This is a genomic window from Usitatibacter rugosus (genome assembly GCF_013003965.1).
GTDB lineage: Bacteria > Pseudomonadota > Gammaproteobacteria > Burkholderiales > Usitatibacteraceae > Usitatibacter > Usitatibacter rugosus.
In genome coordinates this window covers 1,180,482-1,197,149 of sequence record NZ_CP053069.1, presented here as the reverse complement: position 1 = coordinate 1,197,149, position 16,668 = coordinate 1,180,482, and the positions used below count along the sequence as shown (strand labels likewise).

Annotated in this window: 20 protein-coding genes and 1 tRNA gene; 13 read left to right on the top strand and 8 right to left on the bottom strand. The window is 66.9% G+C overall.

The features are described 5' to 3' along the window. Positions 1 to 1,065: a COX15/CtaA family protein gene (locus DSM104443_RS06075; protein ID WP_246232540.1), complete on the bottom strand. Its 1,065-nt coding sequence runs from the start codon at positions 1,063 to 1,065 to the stop codon at positions 1 to 3. A gap of 131 nt (positions 1,066 to 1,196) precedes the next feature. Here DSM104443_RS06075 and DSM104443_RS06070 point away from each other — a divergent pair, with 131 nt between their 5' ends. Next, a complete protein-coding gene (locus DSM104443_RS06070) occupies positions 1,197 to 1,625 on the top strand; it encodes a hypothetical protein (protein WP_171090431.1) in 429 nt (142 codons plus the stop codon). 79 nt (positions 1,626 to 1,704) lie between these two features. On the opposite strand, the gene DSM104443_RS06065 is transcribed toward DSM104443_RS06070, so the two are convergent. After that, the gene (locus DSM104443_RS06065; protein WP_171090429.1) at positions 1,705 to 2,070 is read right to left on the bottom strand and encodes a hypothetical protein; all 366 of its coding nucleotides are present in this window, start codon (positions 2,068 to 2,070) and stop codon (positions 1,705 to 1,707) included. A gap of 80 nt (positions 2,071 to 2,150) precedes the next feature. Further along, positions 2,151 to 4,085 carry a putative bifunctional diguanylate cyclase/phosphodiesterase gene (locus tag DSM104443_RS06060; RefSeq protein ID WP_171090427.1) on the bottom strand — a complete coding sequence of 645 codons (1,935 nt, stop codon included), beginning with the start codon at positions 4,083 to 4,085 and terminating at the stop codon, positions 2,151 to 2,153. A gap of 265 nt (positions 4,086 to 4,350) precedes the next feature. Here DSM104443_RS06060 and DSM104443_RS06055 point away from each other — a divergent pair, with 265 nt between their 5' ends. From DSM104443_RS06055 to nthB, 7 genes are all read left to right on the top strand, one after another. Further along, positions 4,351 to 4,590 carry a hypothetical protein gene (locus tag DSM104443_RS06055; RefSeq protein WP_171090424.1) on the top strand — a complete coding sequence of 80 codons (240 nt, stop codon included), beginning with the start codon at positions 4,351 to 4,353 and terminating at the stop codon, positions 4,588 to 4,590. Between the two features lie 46 nt (positions 4,591 to 4,636). Then, on the top strand, positions 4,637 to 5,356 hold the full coding sequence (gene aqpZ / locus DSM104443_RS06050; RefSeq protein ID WP_171090422.1) for an aquaporin Z: 720 nt from the start codon (positions 4,637 to 4,639) through the stop codon (positions 5,354 to 5,356). A gap of 19 nt (positions 5,357 to 5,375) precedes the next feature. Beyond that, positions 5,376 to 6,452, top strand: a complete 1,077-nt coding sequence (locus DSM104443_RS06045) for an alpha/beta fold hydrolase (RefSeq protein ID WP_171090420.1) — start codon at positions 5,376 to 5,378, stop codon at positions 6,450 to 6,452. Between the two features lie 127 nt (positions 6,453 to 6,579). Beyond that, a complete protein-coding gene (mddA, locus tag DSM104443_RS06040) occupies positions 6,580 to 7,347 on the top strand; it encodes a methanethiol S-methyltransferase (protein ID WP_171090418.1) in 768 nt (255 codons plus the stop codon). Beyond that, positions 7,347 to 7,991: a hypothetical protein gene (locus tag DSM104443_RS06035; RefSeq protein WP_171090415.1), complete on the top strand. Its 645-nt coding sequence runs from the start codon at positions 7,347 to 7,349 to the stop codon at positions 7,989 to 7,991. The genes mddA and DSM104443_RS06035 overlap by 1 nt, the downstream gene beginning before the upstream one ends. A gap of 43 nt (positions 7,992 to 8,034) precedes the next feature. Then, the gene (locus DSM104443_RS06030) at positions 8,035 to 8,610 is read left to right on the top strand and encodes a nitrile hydratase subunit alpha (protein ID WP_171090413.1); all 576 of its coding nucleotides are present in this window, start codon (positions 8,035 to 8,037) and stop codon (positions 8,608 to 8,610) included. Positions 8,611 to 8,620: 10 nt separating this feature from the next. Beyond that, the gene (gene nthB / locus DSM104443_RS06025; RefSeq protein ID WP_171090411.1) at positions 8,621 to 9,238 is read left to right on the top strand and encodes a nitrile hydratase subunit beta; all 618 of its coding nucleotides are present in this window, start codon (positions 8,621 to 8,623) and stop codon (positions 9,236 to 9,238) included. A 13-nt stretch (positions 9,239 to 9,251) separates the two neighbouring features. Here nthB and DSM104443_RS06020 read toward each other — a convergent pair whose 3' ends face one another. Both DSM104443_RS06020 and DSM104443_RS06015 read right to left on the bottom strand, forming a co-directional pair. Continuing rightward, complete coding sequence (locus DSM104443_RS06020) at positions 9,252 to 9,536, bottom strand: hypothetical protein (protein ID WP_171090409.1); 285 nt, start codon at positions 9,534 to 9,536, stop codon at positions 9,252 to 9,254. A 63-nt stretch (positions 9,537 to 9,599) separates the two neighbouring features. Next, positions 9,600 to 10,343 carry an SDR family oxidoreductase gene (locus DSM104443_RS06015; RefSeq protein ID WP_171090407.1) on the bottom strand — a complete coding sequence of 248 codons (744 nt, stop codon included), beginning with the start codon at positions 10,341 to 10,343 and terminating at the stop codon, positions 9,600 to 9,602. Positions 10,344 to 10,442: 99 nt separating this feature from the next. On the opposite strand from DSM104443_RS06015, the gene DSM104443_RS06010 reads away from it, so the two are divergent. The 5 genes from DSM104443_RS06010 to DSM104443_RS05990 all read left to right on the top strand — a co-directional run bounded on the left by DSM104443_RS06010 (position 10,443) and on the right by DSM104443_RS05990 (position 14,263). Further along, entirely contained in the window at positions 10,443 to 11,369 is a 927-nt protein-coding gene (locus tag DSM104443_RS06010) for an AraC family transcriptional regulator (RefSeq protein ID WP_171090405.1), read from the top strand. Further along, a complete protein-coding gene (locus DSM104443_RS06005) occupies positions 11,356 to 11,667 on the top strand; it encodes a hypothetical protein (RefSeq protein ID WP_171090403.1) in 312 nt (103 codons plus the stop codon). Before DSM104443_RS06010 ends, DSM104443_RS06005 begins: the two co-directional genes overlap by 14 nt. 25 nt (positions 11,668 to 11,692) lie before the next feature. Then, complete coding sequence (locus tag DSM104443_RS06000) at positions 11,693 to 12,613, top strand: hypothetical protein (protein ID WP_171090401.1); 921 nt, start codon at positions 11,693 to 11,695, stop codon at positions 12,611 to 12,613. A 64-nt stretch (positions 12,614 to 12,677) separates the two neighbouring features. After that, complete coding sequence (locus DSM104443_RS05995; protein ID WP_171090398.1) at positions 12,678 to 13,346, top strand: energy transducer TonB; 669 nt, start codon at positions 12,678 to 12,680, stop codon at positions 13,344 to 13,346. Further along, the gene (locus DSM104443_RS05990; RefSeq protein WP_171090397.1) at positions 13,343 to 14,263 is read left to right on the top strand and encodes a TraB/GumN family protein; all 921 of its coding nucleotides are present in this window, start codon (positions 13,343 to 13,345) and stop codon (positions 14,261 to 14,263) included. The genes DSM104443_RS05995 and DSM104443_RS05990 overlap by 4 nt, the downstream gene beginning before the upstream one ends. A gap of 15 nt (positions 14,264 to 14,278) precedes the next feature. Here DSM104443_RS05990 and DSM104443_RS05985 read toward each other — a convergent pair whose 3' ends face one another. The 3 genes from DSM104443_RS05985 to DSM104443_RS05975 form a co-directional block, all read right to left on the bottom strand. Beyond that, the gene (locus DSM104443_RS05985) at positions 14,279 to 14,899 is read right to left on the bottom strand and encodes a hypothetical protein (RefSeq protein ID WP_171090395.1); all 621 of its coding nucleotides are present in this window, start codon (positions 14,897 to 14,899) and stop codon (positions 14,279 to 14,281) included. 89 nt (positions 14,900 to 14,988) lie between these two features. Further along, positions 14,989 to 15,065, bottom strand: a tRNA-Arg gene (locus DSM104443_RS05980). 48 nt (positions 15,066 to 15,113) lie between these two features. Then, entirely contained in the window at positions 15,114 to 16,664 is a 1,551-nt protein-coding gene (locus DSM104443_RS05975) for a hybrid sensor histidine kinase/response regulator (RefSeq protein ID WP_246232895.1), read from the bottom strand. Positions 16,665 to 16,668 lie beyond the last annotated feature (4 nt).

Here is a 16,668-nt window from a genome sequence, read left to right as displayed (position 1 = left end):
TCAGCGGAGCGCGTGCCGCAGCCAGAGCGCGCAGGTGAGCACGATCACGGCGTTGCCCTGGTGCGCGGCGCCCAGCTCCACCGGCACGCGCAGCAGCAGCGTGAAGATCCCCAGGGCGATTTGCAGCGAGACGGCGAAGACCAGCGCCGTCGCCGCCCACGAGGCGTGCCGCGCGACCGCCGGCGACCGCCAGGCCTGGAGCCACGCCAGGGGCACGAGGATCGCCAGCGCCCAGGCGACGATGCGATGGTCGAACTGCACCGTCGCCATGTTGTAGCCGAAGTTCTTCCACCACGGCTGCAGCATGAAGATCTCGGGCGGGACGAAATGGCCGTTCATGAGCGGGAAGGTGTTGTAGGCATAGCCCGCGCGAATGCCCGCGACCAGGCCCCCCGTCACCACCATCGCGAACACGAGGACCACCAACAGGGAGCCGAGCTTCCGAAGCCCCGGCGGAGACCCGTAGCGCTCCGGCACCAGGATCCCCAGCGCGACCCAGAACATCGCCGCATAGATCAGGAAGGCCAGCGTGAGGTGCGCCGTCAGCCGGAACTGGCTCACGCGCGGATCGTCCACCAGGCCCGAGGCGACCATGTACCAGCCGAGCGCGCCCTGCAGCCCGCCCAGCACGAAGATGCCGCCCAGCCGCCACGCGAGAGGCTTATCCAGCTGTCGTCGCGCCAGGAAGTAGAGGAAAGGCAGCAGGAACACCACGCCGATCGCCCGCCCCAGCAGCCGGTGCGCGTACTCCCACCAGAAGATGCCCTTGAAGCCTTCGACGGTCATGTCGAAGTTGCGCTGCTTGAATTCCGGCGTGCGCTTGTACTTGGAGAACTCCGCCTCCCACGCCGCATCGTTTAGAGGCGGCACCGCGCCGATCAACGGCTGCCACTCCACGATCGAGAGGCCCGAATGGGTCAGGCGGGTCACCCCGCCCACGACCACCATCGCGAACACCAGCGCGCAGCACACGAGCAGCCACACCGCCACGGCGCGGGGACCGCGGGGCGCGACCTGGAGCGAATGGGAGCCGGCGAAGGCGAAATCGGGATTGCGGAGGGACACGGACGCCATTTTAGAGGTTGTGGCGGCCCCTGCGACGTAAGACCCGTCCGATGCCGGATTCAGCGCTTCATGTAGATCCGGCGCAAGCCGTCTTACAGACTTGGAGGGGGGCCGGAGCGACGATGCTTTCCATGAAACGCGCCCACTTCCTCGTCAGTCTCGGTCTCGCCGGCATCGCGGCGGGTTCTCTCGTCTACGCAGCCGTCGATGGCCCCCGCGCCACGCTCATGAGCGAGCGCGACTACGAAGCGGCCGCGCGCAACATCGAAAAGGACGTGCGCAAGCAACGCGTCCACTGCGCCAGCCTCGCCGGCTACGAAGCCTCGGTGTGCGGCACCGAGACCCAGGCGCAGCAAAGCATCCTGATGGCGGAGCTCACGGCGCGCTACCTCGGGACCGTGTCCGCGCAAGCCGAAGCCCGCAAGGCCCGTATCGAAGGCGAGCTCGCCGTCGACAATGCGCGCTGCGAAGCCTTCGACAACGATTCGCGCAACACCTGCCGGCAGATCGCGATCGACCAGCGCCACGCGGCGCTTCGCGCGCTCGACGGACCGGCCTGATCGCCATGCGACAGTTCAGCCTTCGCGCACGCAGCTTTTCCGACACCTCGTCGAAGACGAGCAGCGCGGGGAACGCGGACTACCGGAAGGAATACTTGAAGACGACGGAATCGCGCCGCACCGAGATGTGCTCGGGCGTGAGGCCTTCGATCGCCGGCATCCAGTTGCGCGTGGGCCGATAGACCAGCCGTCCTTCCCGGGAGTCGTAGCAGAGCTCGACGCTCCCCAGGGTGCATGCCCCGGTGAGCGTTCGGCCATTGGCGTCGACACCGGCACGCAATTCGGGAAGCTCGATCTGGCGGCCGGGGGCGGCCGTGGCGGGGATGGATGCGGGGACGGCAGCGGCGATCGCTTTTTGCCGACTGGTCGGCTCGATATCCAGCGCCCAAGCCTGGAGTCCGCCCACCGCGGCGATCAAGCCCACGACCCTGCAGACGCGCTTCATATCGGCCTCCTTCAGGAGGGAAATGCCTTCTCAGGCACAGACCATCCTACGCGCCGCGAGTTGCGACGCTATGCCGAATATCACACTACCGAGGGCATCATTTCAGGGACCTCGGGGCGGCGACGCTCGTCCTCGAGGTAGCGCACCAGGTCCGGTTCGGTGAGTGGGGGCTTACAAAAATATCCCTGGAACTGGTCGCAGCCTTCCTTGAGGAGTGCGTCGAACTGGCCCTGGTGTTCCACGCCCTCGGCGACCACGTCCATGCGCAGGCTGTGCGCCATCGCGATGACGGCGCGGGTGATCGCCACGTCGTCGCCGTTGTGCGGCAGGTCGCGCACGAAGCTGCGGTCGACCTTCAGGCTCTGGATGGGGAAGCGCTTCAGCACGCCGAGCGAGGAGTAGCCGGTGCCGAAGTCGTCCATGGCGAGGCGGATGCCCATCGCGCGCAGGCGCCTCATGGCGTCCGCGGCGGCGTCGGGGTCGCGCATCACCATGCTCTCGGTGATCTCGAGCTCCAGGCGGTTCATCGCAAGGCCCGAGGCCCGCACGATGCTGCCCAGGCGTTCGGCGAGGTCTTCCTGGCGGAACTGGCGCGCGGAGAGATTCACCGCGACGGAGATCGGCGGATGGCCCGCGTCGCTCCACGACTTGGCGTCGTGGCAGGCCGTCTGCACGACCCAGTAGCCGATGCCGACGATGAGCCCGGTCTCCTCGGCGAGCGGAATGAATTGGTCCGGCTGCATCAGGCCCCAGCGCGGATGCTGCCAGCGCAGCAACGCTTCCACGCCCGCGACGCGGCCCGAGGCCATGTCGATCTTGGGCTGGTAGTGGAGCCGAAGCTGGTGCTTCTCCGCGGCGTGGCGCAGCTCCGCCTCGAGCTCCAGGCGATCGACGCTGCGCTCGTCCTTCGTCTGCGAATAGAAGCAGTAGCCGCCGGGGTTCAGCTCCTTGGCGCGGTACATCGCGGAGTCGGCATTGGCGACCAGGGCCGGCGCATCGCGGGCATCCGCGGGGAACGTGCAGATGCCGACGCTGACCGAGAGGCTGAGCGGATGCCCGTCGATCTCCAGCGGGGCGCTGAGGGCGGAAATCACTTTCAGCGCGACTTCGCCCAGGTCCTCGGGATTGCGGTAGTTCTCGACCAGCACCACGTATTCGTCGCCGCCCAGGCGGGCCACGACGTCGCTTTCGCGCACGGCGCTCGCCACGCGGCGCGCCGCGATCTGCAGCACGCGGTCGCCGACCGGGTGGCCCAGCGTGTCGTTGATGTTCTTGAACCGGTCCAGGTCCATGTAGAGCAGCGCCACCGGATGCTTGTGGCGCGTCGCCTGCGACATCGCGTGCTCGAGCGTTTCGTTGAAAAGAACGCGGTTGGGCAGGCCCGTCAGCGAATCGTGCGTCGCCATGCGCTGGATCGTGCCGAGCGCGGCACCCAGCTCGTCGTTGGTGCGGCGAAGGCGCATGCGAAGGTCGCTCACGCGCCCGCCGATGTAGCCGAAGAGCGGGAGGACGCAGGCGAGCGTGAGCCACTGGTAGAACTCGAGCCAGACGTCCACCGTGTCGGGCTTCTTCCACATCGCGAGGTTGATGACCGCCGCGTAGCCGGCCAGCATCACCACGGAGGCGAAGATGTACTCGCGCACCTTGAAGCGGAACACGCCGAACACGAGGATCACCAGGCACATCAGGAGGGCGACGCCGCGGCTGCGGTCGAAGCTATAGGCCACGAACATCAGAAGCGTCGTGGCGGTGAGCATCTGCAGCCAGGTGAGGCTGGGGTCGCCGAAGCGCAGGTTGTAGCCGTTGCGCAGCAGCCAGAAGAACGCGATGTTCACGACAGCCATCGCCGTGCCCGCGACCAGCGCCGGCTCGCGCGCGATCAGGCCTACGAAGGTTGCGAAGCCGAGCAGGGGTATCGAGACGATGTAGACCGACGCCGCGAGCCAGAACCGACGCATCCGCACCGCCTGCAGGACTCTTGCGTTGTCTTCGAGGAGGTAAGGGAGGGCGGCCATGGCTGCGCGAATCTTGCAGTGTTTACTTATATTCGCTCGTGAAGTGCGTCACAAAAACGCATGCTTCACCCCATTGCAATTGCAATCGCCGAAACGGTGCATCGGCGTCATCGGATTTGTCCGAGGTGGAAAAGTGCGGTGTCCTACTTTTGCTATCCGCATTTCTCGACGCCCGAAAAGGGACATTCACCCCTGACGAAGCGCGTGGTTCCGTCGGACACTTCATTCCATGCAAGGGCGCTGATCGCCCCTAGGAGAGGTCCAAATGGAACCCCTGATGAACCAAGAGCGTCTCGAGTACGACAACGCGATCCGGTTCGAAACGCATGCTGACGAGTACCTTGCGCTGGGCTTCATTCCGGCCTATCTCGATTTCGGCACCCAAACGTTGCATGTCGCGCGCTGGAGCCCCTTGTTGGTGCCGGGCTTCGAGCGCAACGGCTATTTCTATACCCGCGCCGCGGCTGCGAAAGCCGTCGTCGAGTGGGGATACGCCCAGAACTGAGTTGGCTTAGAGTGGTTGCCTCCAGCAGGCAAGCCCGGAGGTGACCATGAAGAAATACGGCGCGGAGTTCCTCGGAACCCTTTGGCTCGTGCTCGGCGGCTGCGGCAGTGCCGTCCTCGCGGCCGCTTTCCCGAACGTTGGAATCGGCCTGCACGGCGTGTCCCTGGCCTTCGGCCTCACCGTCGTGACGATGGCCTATGCCATCGGCCACATCTCCGGCTGCCATCTCAATCCCGCCGTGTCGATCGGCCTCTGCGCCGGCGGACGCTTCCCCGCGAAGGAGTTGGTACCGTACATTGCCGCGCAGGTCCTGGGCGCCATCGCCGCGGGCGCGATCCTTTATACGATCGCGAGCGGTGTCCCCGGCTTCGATGCCGCGAAGAGCGGCTTCGCCTCCAACGGCTTCGGCGCGCATTCGCCCGGGGGCTATTCGTTCGCGGCGGCCGCGGTGTGCGAGATCGTGATGACCGCGTTCTTCCTCTTCGTGATCATGGGCGCCACGCATGGCCGCGCGCCGGCGGGCTTTGCGCCGCTCGCGATCGGCCTCTGCCTCACGCTGATCCACCTGATCAGCATCCCGGTGACCAACACGTCGGTGAATCCCGCGCGCAGTACGGGCGTCGCGGTGTTCGCGGGTGGTTGGGCGCTGGAGCAGCTCTGGCTCTTCTGGGTCGCGCCCATCGTCGGCGCCGCGATCGGCGCCCTCGCCTATCGCTTCGTCTCCGAGGATGATCCCGCTCCGGCGCCGATCGTCGGAAAGCACTAATCGCGTAATCTTGGGGGCGATGCCGCCTACTGCACCGCCTCCTATCCATTTCTGCGCCAGCGCCGACGGTACGCGCCTCGCGTACACCGTCACCGGCAAGGGCACGCCGCTCGTCAAGGCGCCGCACTGGCTCACCCACCTCGAGTACGAATACCAGAGCCCGCTGTGGCGCCCGTGGATCGACGGCCTTTCGCGCGGGCATCGGCTGCTGCGCATGGACGCACGCGCCTGTGGGCTTTCGGATGCCGACGTAAAGGACGTGTCGTTCGAAGCGAGCGTGCGTGACCTCGAAGCCGTCGTCGACGCGGCCGGCTACAACACCTTCGCTCTCATGGGCCACTCGCAGGGCGCGGCGATCGCGATCGAATATGCGGCACGCCATCCGGACCGCGTGACGGCGCTGGTGATTCTCGGCGGCTATGCGCGCGGCGTGTTGAAGCGCGGCCTTCCGCCCGAGCGCGTGTCGGAGTTCGAGGCGCTCGTGCAGCTGATCGAGGCCGGCTGGGGCCGCGAGGACGGCAGCTACCGCACGATGTTCGCGATGCAGTTCGCACCGGGCGCCACGCCCGAGCAGATCGCATCGCTGAGCGACCTGCAACGCGTATCGTGCTCGGCCGTCAATGCGGCGCGGTTGGTGCGCTCCTACTACATGATCGACGCCACGCCGTCCGCGCCGCTCGTGCGCTGCCCCACGCTGGTGATGCACCAGCGCGGCGACCGGCGCGTGCCCTTCGAGGAGGGCCGCGTGATCGCGGGGCTCATTCCCGGCGCGCAATTCCTGCCGCTCGAATCCGACAACCACGTGCTGCTGCCGCAGGAGCCCGCGTACGCGGAGTTCTTCGAGGCCCTGGAGGCCTTCGTGCCCCGGGCCGCGGGCGACGAGACAACGGACGCATTCCCTTCCCTCACGCCGCGCGAGGCGGGCATCCTCGACTGCATCGCACGCGGCCTGGACAACGCGCAGATCGCCACCCAGCTCGGCATTTCCGGGAAGACGGTGCGCAACAACATCACGAGCATCTTCGACAAGCTGGGCGTGGAGAACCGGGCGAAGGCGATCGTGCTCGCGCGAGAGCACGGGATGGGCGGCGCCTGAACCCGGGACCGTGGTCCCGGCCGGGCCCTGGCGTGGCCGTGCGACCGGGACAGGGGACTCATGCGCCGGGCACGGCCCGGAGGCATCGTGGGAGCCTGCGCTCCAAGCGCTTCCCTGGAGACCGACCGTGACCCGCATCGCCAGCCTGCTCTACGCCTCCCTTTCGTACGTGATCTTCCTCGCGTCGTTCCTCTACGCCATCGCGTGGCTGGGCGGCTTCCTCGTGCCCAAGACGATCGACAGCGGCCCGGCCTCGCCCCTCGCGGCGGCGGTGATCGTGAACCTGCTGCTGCTCACCGCCTTCGCGCTGCAGCACAGCGTGATGGCGCGCCCCGGCTTCAAGCGCTGGTGGACGCAATTCGTCTCGCCGCCCATCGAGCGCGCGACCTTCGTGCTGGCGGCGAGCCTGCTGCTCTTCGCGATCTGCTTCGGGTGGCGCGCCCTGCCGGAGACGGTGTGGCAGGTGCAAGGACCCGCCGCGACGGTCGTGTGGGCGCTCTTCGCGACGGGATGGCTCATCGTCCTGCTGTCCACGTTCATGATCAGCCACTTCGAGCTCTTCGGCCTGCGCCAGGCGTGGCTGCATGCGCGCGGCCGCGTCTACACGACGCCCGACTACGTCGAGCGGTTCTTCTACCGCTTCGTGCGCCACCCGATCATGCTGGGCTTCATCATCGCGTTCTGGTCGGCGCCGACGATGAGCGTGGGCCACCTGCTGTTCGCTGCGGTGACCACGGCCTATATCCTCGTCGCGCTGCAGCTCGAGGAGCGGGACCTCCTCAAGGAGCACGGAGCCTCGTACGCGTCGTACCGCGAGCGCGTGCCGATGCTGGTGCCGGGGTTGAAATGGAAATCGCGGGGAACTCCGAGCCCGATCCGTCACTCCGAAGGGTGATGATCCGCGCACCCCTCCTCGTCCTCGCAATGGCAGCGGCCGCCGTCGCCCCGGCCGCCCTCGCGCAACAGCCGGCGATGAAGGTCCTCGTCGTCGAGTCGGTCGACGGCTTCCAGGACTGGCTCCGGACCACCGCCGCCGCAGGCACCGCGGGCACCTACCCGCCGAGCCTGAAGGAGGTTCCCGAGGGGCGGCAGATCCACTTTCCGATCGTCGTGAGCGGCTTGCGTCCCCCGGCGGCGGGCGTCATGGAACTGGTGGCCGATGTGGAGTTCGTCGGGCCCGATGGCGTGACGAGGGTCGAGGCGAAGCAATGCTGCCGGTTCACGATCGCGAACCAACCCGAGGTCCGCACCGTGATGCTCGGGCCAACGACGAACACGAAGCTCCTCGCCGCCGACGCGCCCGGCATCTACACCGTGCGCGCGACGGTCACGGGCGGGCCGGAGGTGCTCGTCGCCAGCGAGACCTTCCGCTACGTCGGTGGCACGCCTCCCGTCAGCGCCGCACCTGCACCCGCTGCGGCACCGCGGCTGAACATGAACCCGCCCGCCAGGAACCCCGGCGACGACTCGGACAAGCGGGATTGCCTCGCGCTTCCGACGCCGACCGAGGTCATCAAGTGCACGGAGCGGAAAAGGTAGCGGCGTCCGCCAGGGGCCGCCTCCGGCGGTGTAGCATTTCCGCATGACCAGAATCGCCCCCATCGAGCAGCGCGTGGCAGCCATCCAGGGCGCGCTCGACGCCCACGGACTGGATACGTCGAAGGCCGTGGAGGAGCTCACGCACCTCGCGGAGGAACAGTGGGTGCCGCGCAACGGTGCACGCGTCGTCGCCAAGGCGTGGGCCGATCCCGCGTTCCGCAAACGCCTGCTCGCCAACGGCCGCGATGCCGTCGCCGAGCTGGGCCTCGCGATGCCGAAGCATCACCGCCACCTCGTCGTGCTCGAGAACACGCCCACGCTGCAGAACGTCATCTGCTGCACGCTCTGTTCCTGCACCGCGTTCACGATCATCGGGCTGCCGCCCGACTGGTACAAGGACCTCGAATATCGCTCGCGCGTCGTCCGGCAATCGCGCACGGTCCTGAAGGAGATGGGAACGGAGCTTCCGCCCGAGGTGGAGATCCGCGTCTGGGATACGACGACCGACACGCGCTACATGGTGCTGCCCGTGCAGCCGCCCGAGACGATCGGCTGGCCCGAGGAGAAGCTCGCGGAGGTCGTCACGCGCGACGGCATGATCGGCGTGGCTCGCCTCTAGGAGACGGACGATGGACGGCATCCACGATCTCGGCGGCAAACAGGGCTTCGGACCCGTTCGCTACACGTTGAATGCGGGCGCTTTCCACGCCGAGTGGGAGAAGCGCGTGAATTCGCTCTATGCGTTCGCCGTCCGCTCGGGCGTTTTCAACATGGACGAGTACCGCCATGCCATCGAACGCATGGAGCCGCGGCACTACCTCACGGCGAGCTACTACGAACGGTCGCTCACGAGCCTCGCGACGCTGTGCGTGGAAAAGGGAATCGTCACGCACGAGGAGCTGGAACGGCGAGCCGGTGGCGTGTTCCCGCTGGCTGCCGAAAGCGCGCCCGGCCGCACGAACGTGGCGACTCGGCAGGCGTTCAAGGTCGGCAATGCCGTCCGCGTCCGCTCCGAGCACGTTCCCGGCCACGTGCGCATGCCCGGCTACATTCGCGGCAAGAGCGGCATCGTCGTGGGTGTGACGCCCGCCTATCCGTTCCCGGACGCGCATGCGCATTCCATCGAGGCCGCGGACGAGCCGACCTACGACGTGCGCTTCAGGAGCGAGGATCTGTGGCCCGACTCAGCCGAGCCGGCTCTGGTGCACGTGGGGGTGTTCGAGAGCTACCTGGAACGCGCCGTATAGCCCTGGGGGACGCTCAGGCCGCTGCGACGCCGAGCTTGCCGATCGCCGCACACAGCTCCTGGGCACCGCGCCGCGTGATGTAGCGCTTGCCGGAGGTGAGCGTGATGATGGAGCGCAGCTCGCCCGCCTTGCTGTCCTTCACGGCTTCGATCTGCACGATGTGCTCCACGGCGAAGTGCAGCGAGATGCTGCGCCTCGTCTCGTAGGTCACGATCCTCATGCCTTCCTTGTCGCGGGAATCGGCGGAGAAATCGTTCTCCACGATGGACACATCTTCGAGGATGAATTGAGAGGTCATGGCCGAGCATATACCCGTCGGCCTATGCCCATCGGTGCGGTGGCGTACAAAACCCCTCCACGCCTACTTGGCCTGGGCCAACGCGACGGCATCGGCGCCCGCCGGGAAGCGAAGCCGCTCCGTCGAGTCGTTCGCGGCGCGCCACACGCCCTGGGCCACGTCGGCCTCGTTGGTCACGGCGGCGGGCTGGGTGAATGCGGCGAAGACGCGCTGCGCAAAGGGCGCGTAGGGCTCGGGGATCAACCCCTCCATGCGCGCTGCACCATTGCTCGTGAAGCTCGTGGTCGGACCGTAGCCCGGCTCCACCAGCTTCACGCGCACGTTGAACTCCTCCAGCTCGTGCGCGAGCGACGCGGTGAACCCCTCGATGGCCATCTTGCTCGCCGTGTACGCGGCCACGAGCGGCATCGGCGCCAGGGTCGCGCTGGAGGTGACGTTCACGACGACGCCCGAGTTGCGCGCCCGGAACTGCGGCAGCACCGCCTGCGTCATCGCCATCATCCCGAAGGTGTTGGTCTCGAAGATCTCGCGGACGGTGGCCATGGGCGTGGCTTCGAATGCGCCGAAGAGGCCGAGGCCCGCGTTGTTCACGAGCACGTCGATCGGCCCACTCGCTTTCAGCGCGGCCTCGATGCTCTGCGGCTTCGTGACGTCGAGCGGCACCAGCCAGATCCGGTTGGACTTGGGCAGCACGTCTTCGCGCGGCTTGCGCATGGTGGCGATCACGTTCCAGCCCTGCGCGTGGAAGTGGCGGGCGGTCTCGAGGCCGTAGCCGGACGAGCAGCCGGTGATGAGGACGGTCTTCATGGCGGTTTCCCTTCGGGGTTGTGATGGGATCCACGATAGCGGCGCCGGGCAGGACTCTCTACAATGGAGAGTCCGTATTTCATTGGCCATCGTCCAGACATGAGCGACCCGCTCTCGGAAGTCATCGCGCTGCTGCAGCCGCGTACCGTCTTTTCCAAGCGCATCAGCGGCGCTGGGCGCTGGGGCGTCCGCTACTCGAAGTTTGGCCAGCCGAGCTTTTGCGCGGTACTGGAGGGAAGCTGCCGCCTCGCCGTGGACGGCTACGCCTCCATCACGATCGAAGCGGGGGACTTCGTGCTGTTGCCCGCCACACCGGGGTTCACGATGTCCGGCTTCGAGAAGGTGACGCCCGAGGACTTCGATCCGCACGTGGCGTCGAAGTCGAGGGCGGAGGAAGTTCGCCACGGCACGCGCGGGGGACGTCCGGATGTGCGCCTGCTCGGTGGCTACTTCGTCTTCGGCTCGTCCGATGCAACGTTGCTGGTTTCGCTGCTGCCGGGACTGGTGCACGTGAGGAGCGCCGAGCGCCTCTCGACGCTGGTGCGGCTCGTGGGCGACGAGTCGATCGAACAGCGCGCGGGCCGGGAGCTCGTGCTTACGCGCCTCGTGGAGGTGCTGCTCGTGGAAGCCCTCCGGTCTGCGCCCGGCGACGATGCGCCACCGGGCCTGCTGCGCGGACTGTCCGACGCGCGCCTCGCGCTCGCGATCCGCCAGATGCACGGTGACCCCGCGCGCCCATGGACGGTCGCCCAGCTCGCAAAGAGGGCCGCCCTCTCGCGCTCCGCTTTCTTCGACCGCTTCACCCGCGCGGTGGGACTGCCACCGATGGAATACCTCCTGGCCTGGCGAATGGCATTGGCCAAGGACCTGCTCCGCAGCGACGACATCGGCGTGGCCGAGGTCGCCGAGCGCGTCGGCTATGGCTCGGCGAGTACGTTCAGCACCGCATTCAGCCGGCACGTGGGCCAACCTCCGGGCCGCTACGCGCGAGATGCGTGGCAGGATAGAGCGCATGGGCGACAGTGAAATGAAGCACGTGGCCGCTGGTCCGGAACCCACACTGGAACCGCTTGAGCGCGTCCAGCGCGAAGAGTGGAAGAGCGACATCGAACCGCCTGTCCAAAGCCCGCTTACCTACCGGGAGCATCTGCTGGGGGTCGCAATCCACCGGGGACCGGTTGCCGCGAAATGGGTCGCCGGCGTGGCCTTGATCTACGCCCTGCTTTTCCTGGTCTTCATGGCCCCGTTCTTCTTCGCGAAGGTGTTCGCCGCGGTGGCTGCAGTCATCGTGCTGGTGCGCGTGGTCTTCTTGTTGCGTCGATAAGGAACGCTTGAAGTCACATCGCCCCTTGTTCTGGATCCTCGCCAGCTTGGCGGCAGCGGTGTTCATCGCCATCACCATCAAGACCCATGACGGCGCAGAGAACACGGGAGTTCGAACCCAGGCCGACGGCCCTGCGCGCGGGGCGGGCTCGAGCGTCACTGCACGGCCCACAGAGGATCCCATGCGAGCGACCGTCAGCTCGTCGAGCCCGACTGTCGCCGGCCGCTACACGGCAGAGATCCATGCGACCAATCGCACCGAGGCCTACCTGCGCTTGGTGGGGAACAACGATCCCGCCGCAATCATGGTGAGGGATCAGCTCGCCGGCTCGTGCTCGAACTTCGTATATTCCGGCGTGGCCAGGGCGAATGCCGCCGCCATCGAAGCCCTCACGAACCCCGTGGACAAGGCGAAGCGAAAGGCGGTGTACGACCGCATCGCAACCATGTGCCGCGACTTCCCCTTCCTGGAGTACGGCACCCAAAGAACCGAGGTCATGCGCGGACTCGTGGCGAGCGGGGATCCGCGAGCGTTGCTGCGCGAGCCGATCGAGAAGGATTTCGGCGCGCGGAAGATCGCGGCCGCGGAGGCTGTTGCCGCGACCAAGGATCCCCTGGCCCTGCAGGAGATGGGCGCCTTCTTTCACCGTCGCCCGGACCGAGGCCGTGACTACCAGTACGACCTGGGCGACGGTACGAAGGTGGGCGTCCCGGTGATCCGGGATGCGTTTCTCATGGCCTCGTGCGACTTCGGCAACCAATGCACCGCCGATTCCGGCTTCGTGTCGGTGCGCTGCGTGACCGAAGGCAAGTGCGACGCCACCTCGGTGGAGGACTACCTGCTTCGCTACAACTATCCGCCTGCCGAGGCGGAGAGACTGCTTGCTGCGCGCCAAGTGATCGTGAGGGGCATCAATACGGGGAACTGGCCGCCGGGCTTCTGGTAGACCACCGGCCGCAAACCCGAACGCGGCTTCCGCCCGTTTGAAGCAAAAGGCGGCCAGTGGCAGCATGGAAGCGCAGGACGACGTCGCCGATTCTTCAACCGGACTGGGGGATGCGATGAACTACCGCGCCGAGAAGCAGAATTTCACGGGCATCGGGCTTGTCGTGCTGATCCACATTGCCGTGGGCTACGCACTGATCACCGGGCTCTCACGCACGTTCATCGACCGGGCGCTACAGCCCACCGACGTCACCTTCGTACCCGAGCCGCCCAGGCCGCTGCCGCGCGATGTGGCACCGCCGGAACCGCGCATCGTGCCCGTCCCGACGACCGCTTACGTGCCGCCGCGGGAGATCGACATCCAGGTGCCGGCCGATTCCGCTCCCATCTTCGATTCGCGCACGACAATCCCTCAACCGCCTGCCGACTTCGGGGCCCGGGACGATTCGGGAACAGGGAGCGCCATCGGGCCGGCCGTTCGCAAGGAGTTCAGGCCCGCGCATCGCGTCGATCCGATCTACCCGCGCGTCGCCCAACGCGAGGGCATCGGCGGGCGCGTCATCGCGCGCCTCCACGTCACGCCCGAAGGAACGGTGAGCCAAGTGCAGATCGTGTCCGCGAGCAACCGGATGTTCGAGCGCGAGGTGACGCGGGCGCTTTCGCAGTGGAAGTTCCGGCCCGAACCGGTGGGCTTCATCGGCGAGTACGAGATCGTCTTCAACCTCACTCCGTGATTCGTTCGCTTCTCTTCGCCGCGTCTATCGCGTGCGCTGCCTTCGACGCCGCGGCGCAGACACGGAAGGTTGGAACGATCTTCGAAGCGACCGGTGAGCGCGGTACGGCGTACATCGCCGCCTCCGCGCACGCGAATAGCCACGTCCGCCTCGAGCTCAACGCCACGGCCGTCGGCGCTCTCGAGAAGTCCGACGTGATCGGGTTCGAACAATTGCCCGACAGCCCGATCGAGAGAAGCCCCCGTGCCGGGGTGAACGCCATGATCTCGCGCCCGGCCGGTAGCTCGCTGAAAGACGACCTCCCGGACGACCTCGCGCTTCGCCTCGAATCACAGCTGAAGCAGTTGGGAGCTCCTCCCGGGGCCTGGGAAATGCTGGTCACGCGCAAGACGCAGTACGCAGCCACCCTCCTGAGCGAGATGTCCGCGGTTCACGGCAGGTCAACGCGCGGCAAGGTCTATCCGTCCCTGGACGATACCTATCGGAAGGCCGCCGAGTCGCGAAGCATTCGCGCAACGGACATCGAGGGGAGCCTGCGCGCGTACGGCTCGCTTCTCGACGTCACGACCGACGAGTCGATTGCCGCCATTCGCCTGTTCGCGGAGGAGATGGACAAGCCAGATCACCAGGGGATCTCGGATACGCGGCTTGGGGTCGTGCTCGACGCGGTCTATGCCGGCGATTTGGCTCGGGTGCGCGAGATCATCGAAGCCAACGCGTGCATGACGCCGCTCCTCGCGAGTCGCTGCCGAAAGATCAGCGATGCGCGCAATCCCTTCATGGCTGAACAGATCGACCTCCTGGTCAAACGGGGGCAGCATCCGTTCGTTGCCATTGGCGCGCTGCACCTTACCGGCCCGAACAGTGTCCTCGCCGAGCTGGAGAGGAAGGGGTACAAGGTTCGCCGCCTGCAATAGCGACTCCGCGAAAAACTAGCGATCCTTCGCGCCCTTTGCCTCCATGGCCTTGATCTCTTTCTCGATGATTGCCATTGCGGCCCGGGAGACCATCGAGACCTTCATCATGTCCATGGAGCCCGAACGTTTCTCGCACTCGACGATGGTCGAGCCGATCGTCCAGCGCATCTGGACCTGATCGAACTCGGCACCCGTTCGATCCCGGATCCTGGAGGTCCTCGTATGGGGCTTTCCAAAGCGCTTCGTCAGCGCACGGCCGACGATGTCGAAGGAACGCGTGTAGAGCTCGAACGAGAGGGTGAAGATTTTTTCGCTGGACGGGTCGAGCGTCACGAACGCACTCTCGACCGGCTCCCCGGCGAACGTATTCAAGTTGGGCTCCGCGCCGATCCAGCTCGCCGGGATGCCGATCTCCTTGGCCATCTCGGAGCTTGTACCGAAGTACATGCAGTAGACCCGGCCCGTCGGCATCTTGCGGCAGCCTTTGGCGAATACCGGATAGAGCGCGTCGAAGTCTGCCCGGGTCATTTCGGGATAGATCCCGTTGAAGTCCGGCCTGCCGGGCGCCTTCTCCTGGGCGACTGAGGACCACGCCAGGGTCGCGAGCAGTATTCCAGCCAGGTACGCCCTGTTCATTCGCGCCTCCCGATTTGCGTCTGCCCTATGTACCCCTCGGCCGCACAAATGGAAAGGGCCAGTCTCTCGACTGGCCCTTCACTTGATTCTGGCGCGCCCGGCAGGATTCGAACCCACGACCCCCTGGTTCGTAGCCAGGTACTCTATCCATCTGAGCTACGGGCGCGTTGCTGCGATGAGCTTGAAATTATAGCGTTTTCCGCGCCGAAAGGCACTACCCCACCAGGCTCTCCAGCAGGACGGAGGGCTCCAGCGGCTTCACCAGGTGGAGGTCGAAACCGGCGTCCTCGCAGCGACGGCGGTCCTCCTCCCGGCCATAGCCGGTAACCGCCACGAGGCGCACGCCCGCCAGGGCCGGCTCGGCGCGGATCGCCCGGGCGACGTCATAGCCGCTCGCCCCCGGCAAGCCGATGTCCAGGACCACCACGTCGGGCCCGAACTCGCGCGCGCGCTGGATGGCCTCGAGGCCGTCGTGGGCGGTGTCGACCTTGTGGCCGTTCAGCTCGAGCACCATCGCGAGCGTCATGGCGGCATCGAGGTTGTCGTCGACGACGAGGATGCGCAGGGGCGCCCCCGCCTCGGGCGCGGCGACCGACGGGGAAGCGGCGCGGTGGGGTGCGGGAATCGTGGGGAGCGACATGGTGAAGGTGCTTCCTTTTCCGAGGCCGTCGCTCTCGGCGGCCACCTGGCCTCCGTGCAGTTCGGCCAATTTCTGGACAATGCGCAGCCCGATGCCGAGCCCGCCCGCGGAGCGGTCGAGCGATCGGTCGGCCTGCGTGAAGAGCTCGAAGATGTGCGGCAACACCTCGGCGTCAATGCCGACGCCGTTGTCTTCCACGGTCACATGCGCCGACATCGCATCGACGCGGATCTTGAAGCGGATCTCGCCCTTCTCGGGCGTGTACTTGGCGGCGTTGTGCAGGAGGTTGCTGAGGATCTGGTAAAGACGCGCGGGATCGCCGTCGACCCAAGCCTCTTCGCAATCGATGTCGACCTCGAGCTTGTGCGCGCGGGTCTCGAACCAGGCACGCGCACCATCGGCCACGCGACGGGCTAGCGCGCAGATCTCCACCGGCTCGCGGCGCAGCACGATCTTGCCCGTGGTGATGCGCGAGACGTCGAGGAGATCCTCGAGCAGGCGCGACAGGTGGCGTACTTGACGGTCGATCACGTCGGCGGCGTAGCCCACCGCATCGCGCGATTCGCCGTGCGTACGCAGCACGTCGGCCGCGGTGCCGATCGGCTGTAGCGGATTACGAAGCTCGTGGGCCAGCATCGCGAGGAACTCGTCCTTGCGGCGGTCGGACTCGCGAAGCTGCGTCTCGCGCTCGGCCAGGGCCTCGAGGCTGTCGCGGATCTGGTATTGCCGTTGGCGGCCGCGCAGGGCGATACGCGCAGCACTGGCGAGCTCACCGACTTGAGTAGGCCGCTCGATCACCTGAACGTTGGCGAGCGCCTGCAGCGTGCGCGCCACCGTATCGGACGCGGCGCCGGAGCGGGCGAGCAGCAAGATGGGAAAGTCGGACCACGGCGGCTGGACGGAGAGGGAGGCCATCACCTTCGCGAGGCCGGACGCGTTCAACGCCTCCTCCGCAATGACGGCTGCGCCCGCTTCGTCCTCGATGCCATCCAGCACCTCGTCGATGCTCGCGCACCGGCGGCCCGAGACTCCCGCAGCCTTCAGCGCGCCCTCGATCAGCGTGCCGTCCTTGCCGGTCGGCGCCAGGATCAGCACCTGCCGGTCGAGCGACTGCTGGACCGCCACCGCG

Excerpts from the sequence above, each read along its gene's own strand:
- DSM104443_RS06070 (WP_171090431.1), top strand. The coding sequence starts at position 1,197 with ATGAAACGCGCCCACTTCCTCGTCAGTCTCGGTCTCGCCGGCATCGCG.
- DSM104443_RS06065 (WP_171090429.1), bottom strand. The coding sequence starts at position 2,070 with ATGAAGCGCGTCTGCAGGGTCGTGGGCTTGATCGCCGCGGTGGGCGGA.
- DSM104443_RS06060 (WP_171090427.1), bottom strand. The coding sequence starts at position 4,085 with ATGGCCGCCCTCCCTTACCTCCTCGAAGACAACGCAAGAGTCCTGCAG.
- DSM104443_RS06055 (WP_171090424.1), top strand. The coding sequence starts at position 4,351 with ATGGAACCCCTGATGAACCAAGAGCGTCTCGAGTACGACAACGCGATC.
- aqpZ (WP_171090422.1), top strand. The coding sequence starts at position 4,637 with ATGAAGAAATACGGCGCGGAGTTCCTCGGAACCCTTTGGCTCGTGCTC.
- DSM104443_RS06045 (WP_171090420.1), top strand. The coding sequence starts at position 5,376 with ATGCCGCCTACTGCACCGCCTCCTATCCATTTCTGCGCCAGCGCCGAC.
- DSM104443_RS06035 (WP_171090415.1), top strand. The coding sequence starts at position 7,347 with ATGATCCGCGCACCCCTCCTCGTCCTCGCAATGGCAGCGGCCGCCGTC.
- DSM104443_RS06030 (WP_171090413.1), top strand. The coding sequence starts at position 8,035 with ATGACCAGAATCGCCCCCATCGAGCAGCGCGTGGCAGCCATCCAGGGC.
- nthB (WP_171090411.1), top strand. The coding sequence starts at position 8,621 with ATGGACGGCATCCACGATCTCGGCGGCAAACAGGGCTTCGGACCCGTT.
- DSM104443_RS06020 (WP_171090409.1), bottom strand. The coding sequence starts at position 9,536 with ATGACCTCTCAATTCATCCTCGAAGATGTGTCCATCGTGGAGAACGAT.
- DSM104443_RS06015 (WP_171090407.1), bottom strand. The coding sequence starts at position 10,343 with ATGAAGACCGTCCTCATCACCGGCTGCTCGTCCGGCTACGGCCTCGAG.
- DSM104443_RS06010 (WP_171090405.1), top strand. The coding sequence starts at position 10,443 with ATGAGCGACCCGCTCTCGGAAGTCATCGCGCTGCTGCAGCCGCGTACC.
- DSM104443_RS06005 (WP_171090403.1), top strand. The coding sequence starts at position 11,356 with ATGGGCGACAGTGAAATGAAGCACGTGGCCGCTGGTCCGGAACCCACA.
- DSM104443_RS05995 (WP_171090398.1), top strand. The coding sequence starts at position 12,678 with ATGGAAGCGCAGGACGACGTCGCCGATTCTTCAACCGGACTGGGGGAT.
- DSM104443_RS05985 (WP_171090395.1), bottom strand. The coding sequence starts at position 14,899 with ATGAACAGGGCGTACCTGGCTGGAATACTGCTCGCGACCCTGGCGTGG.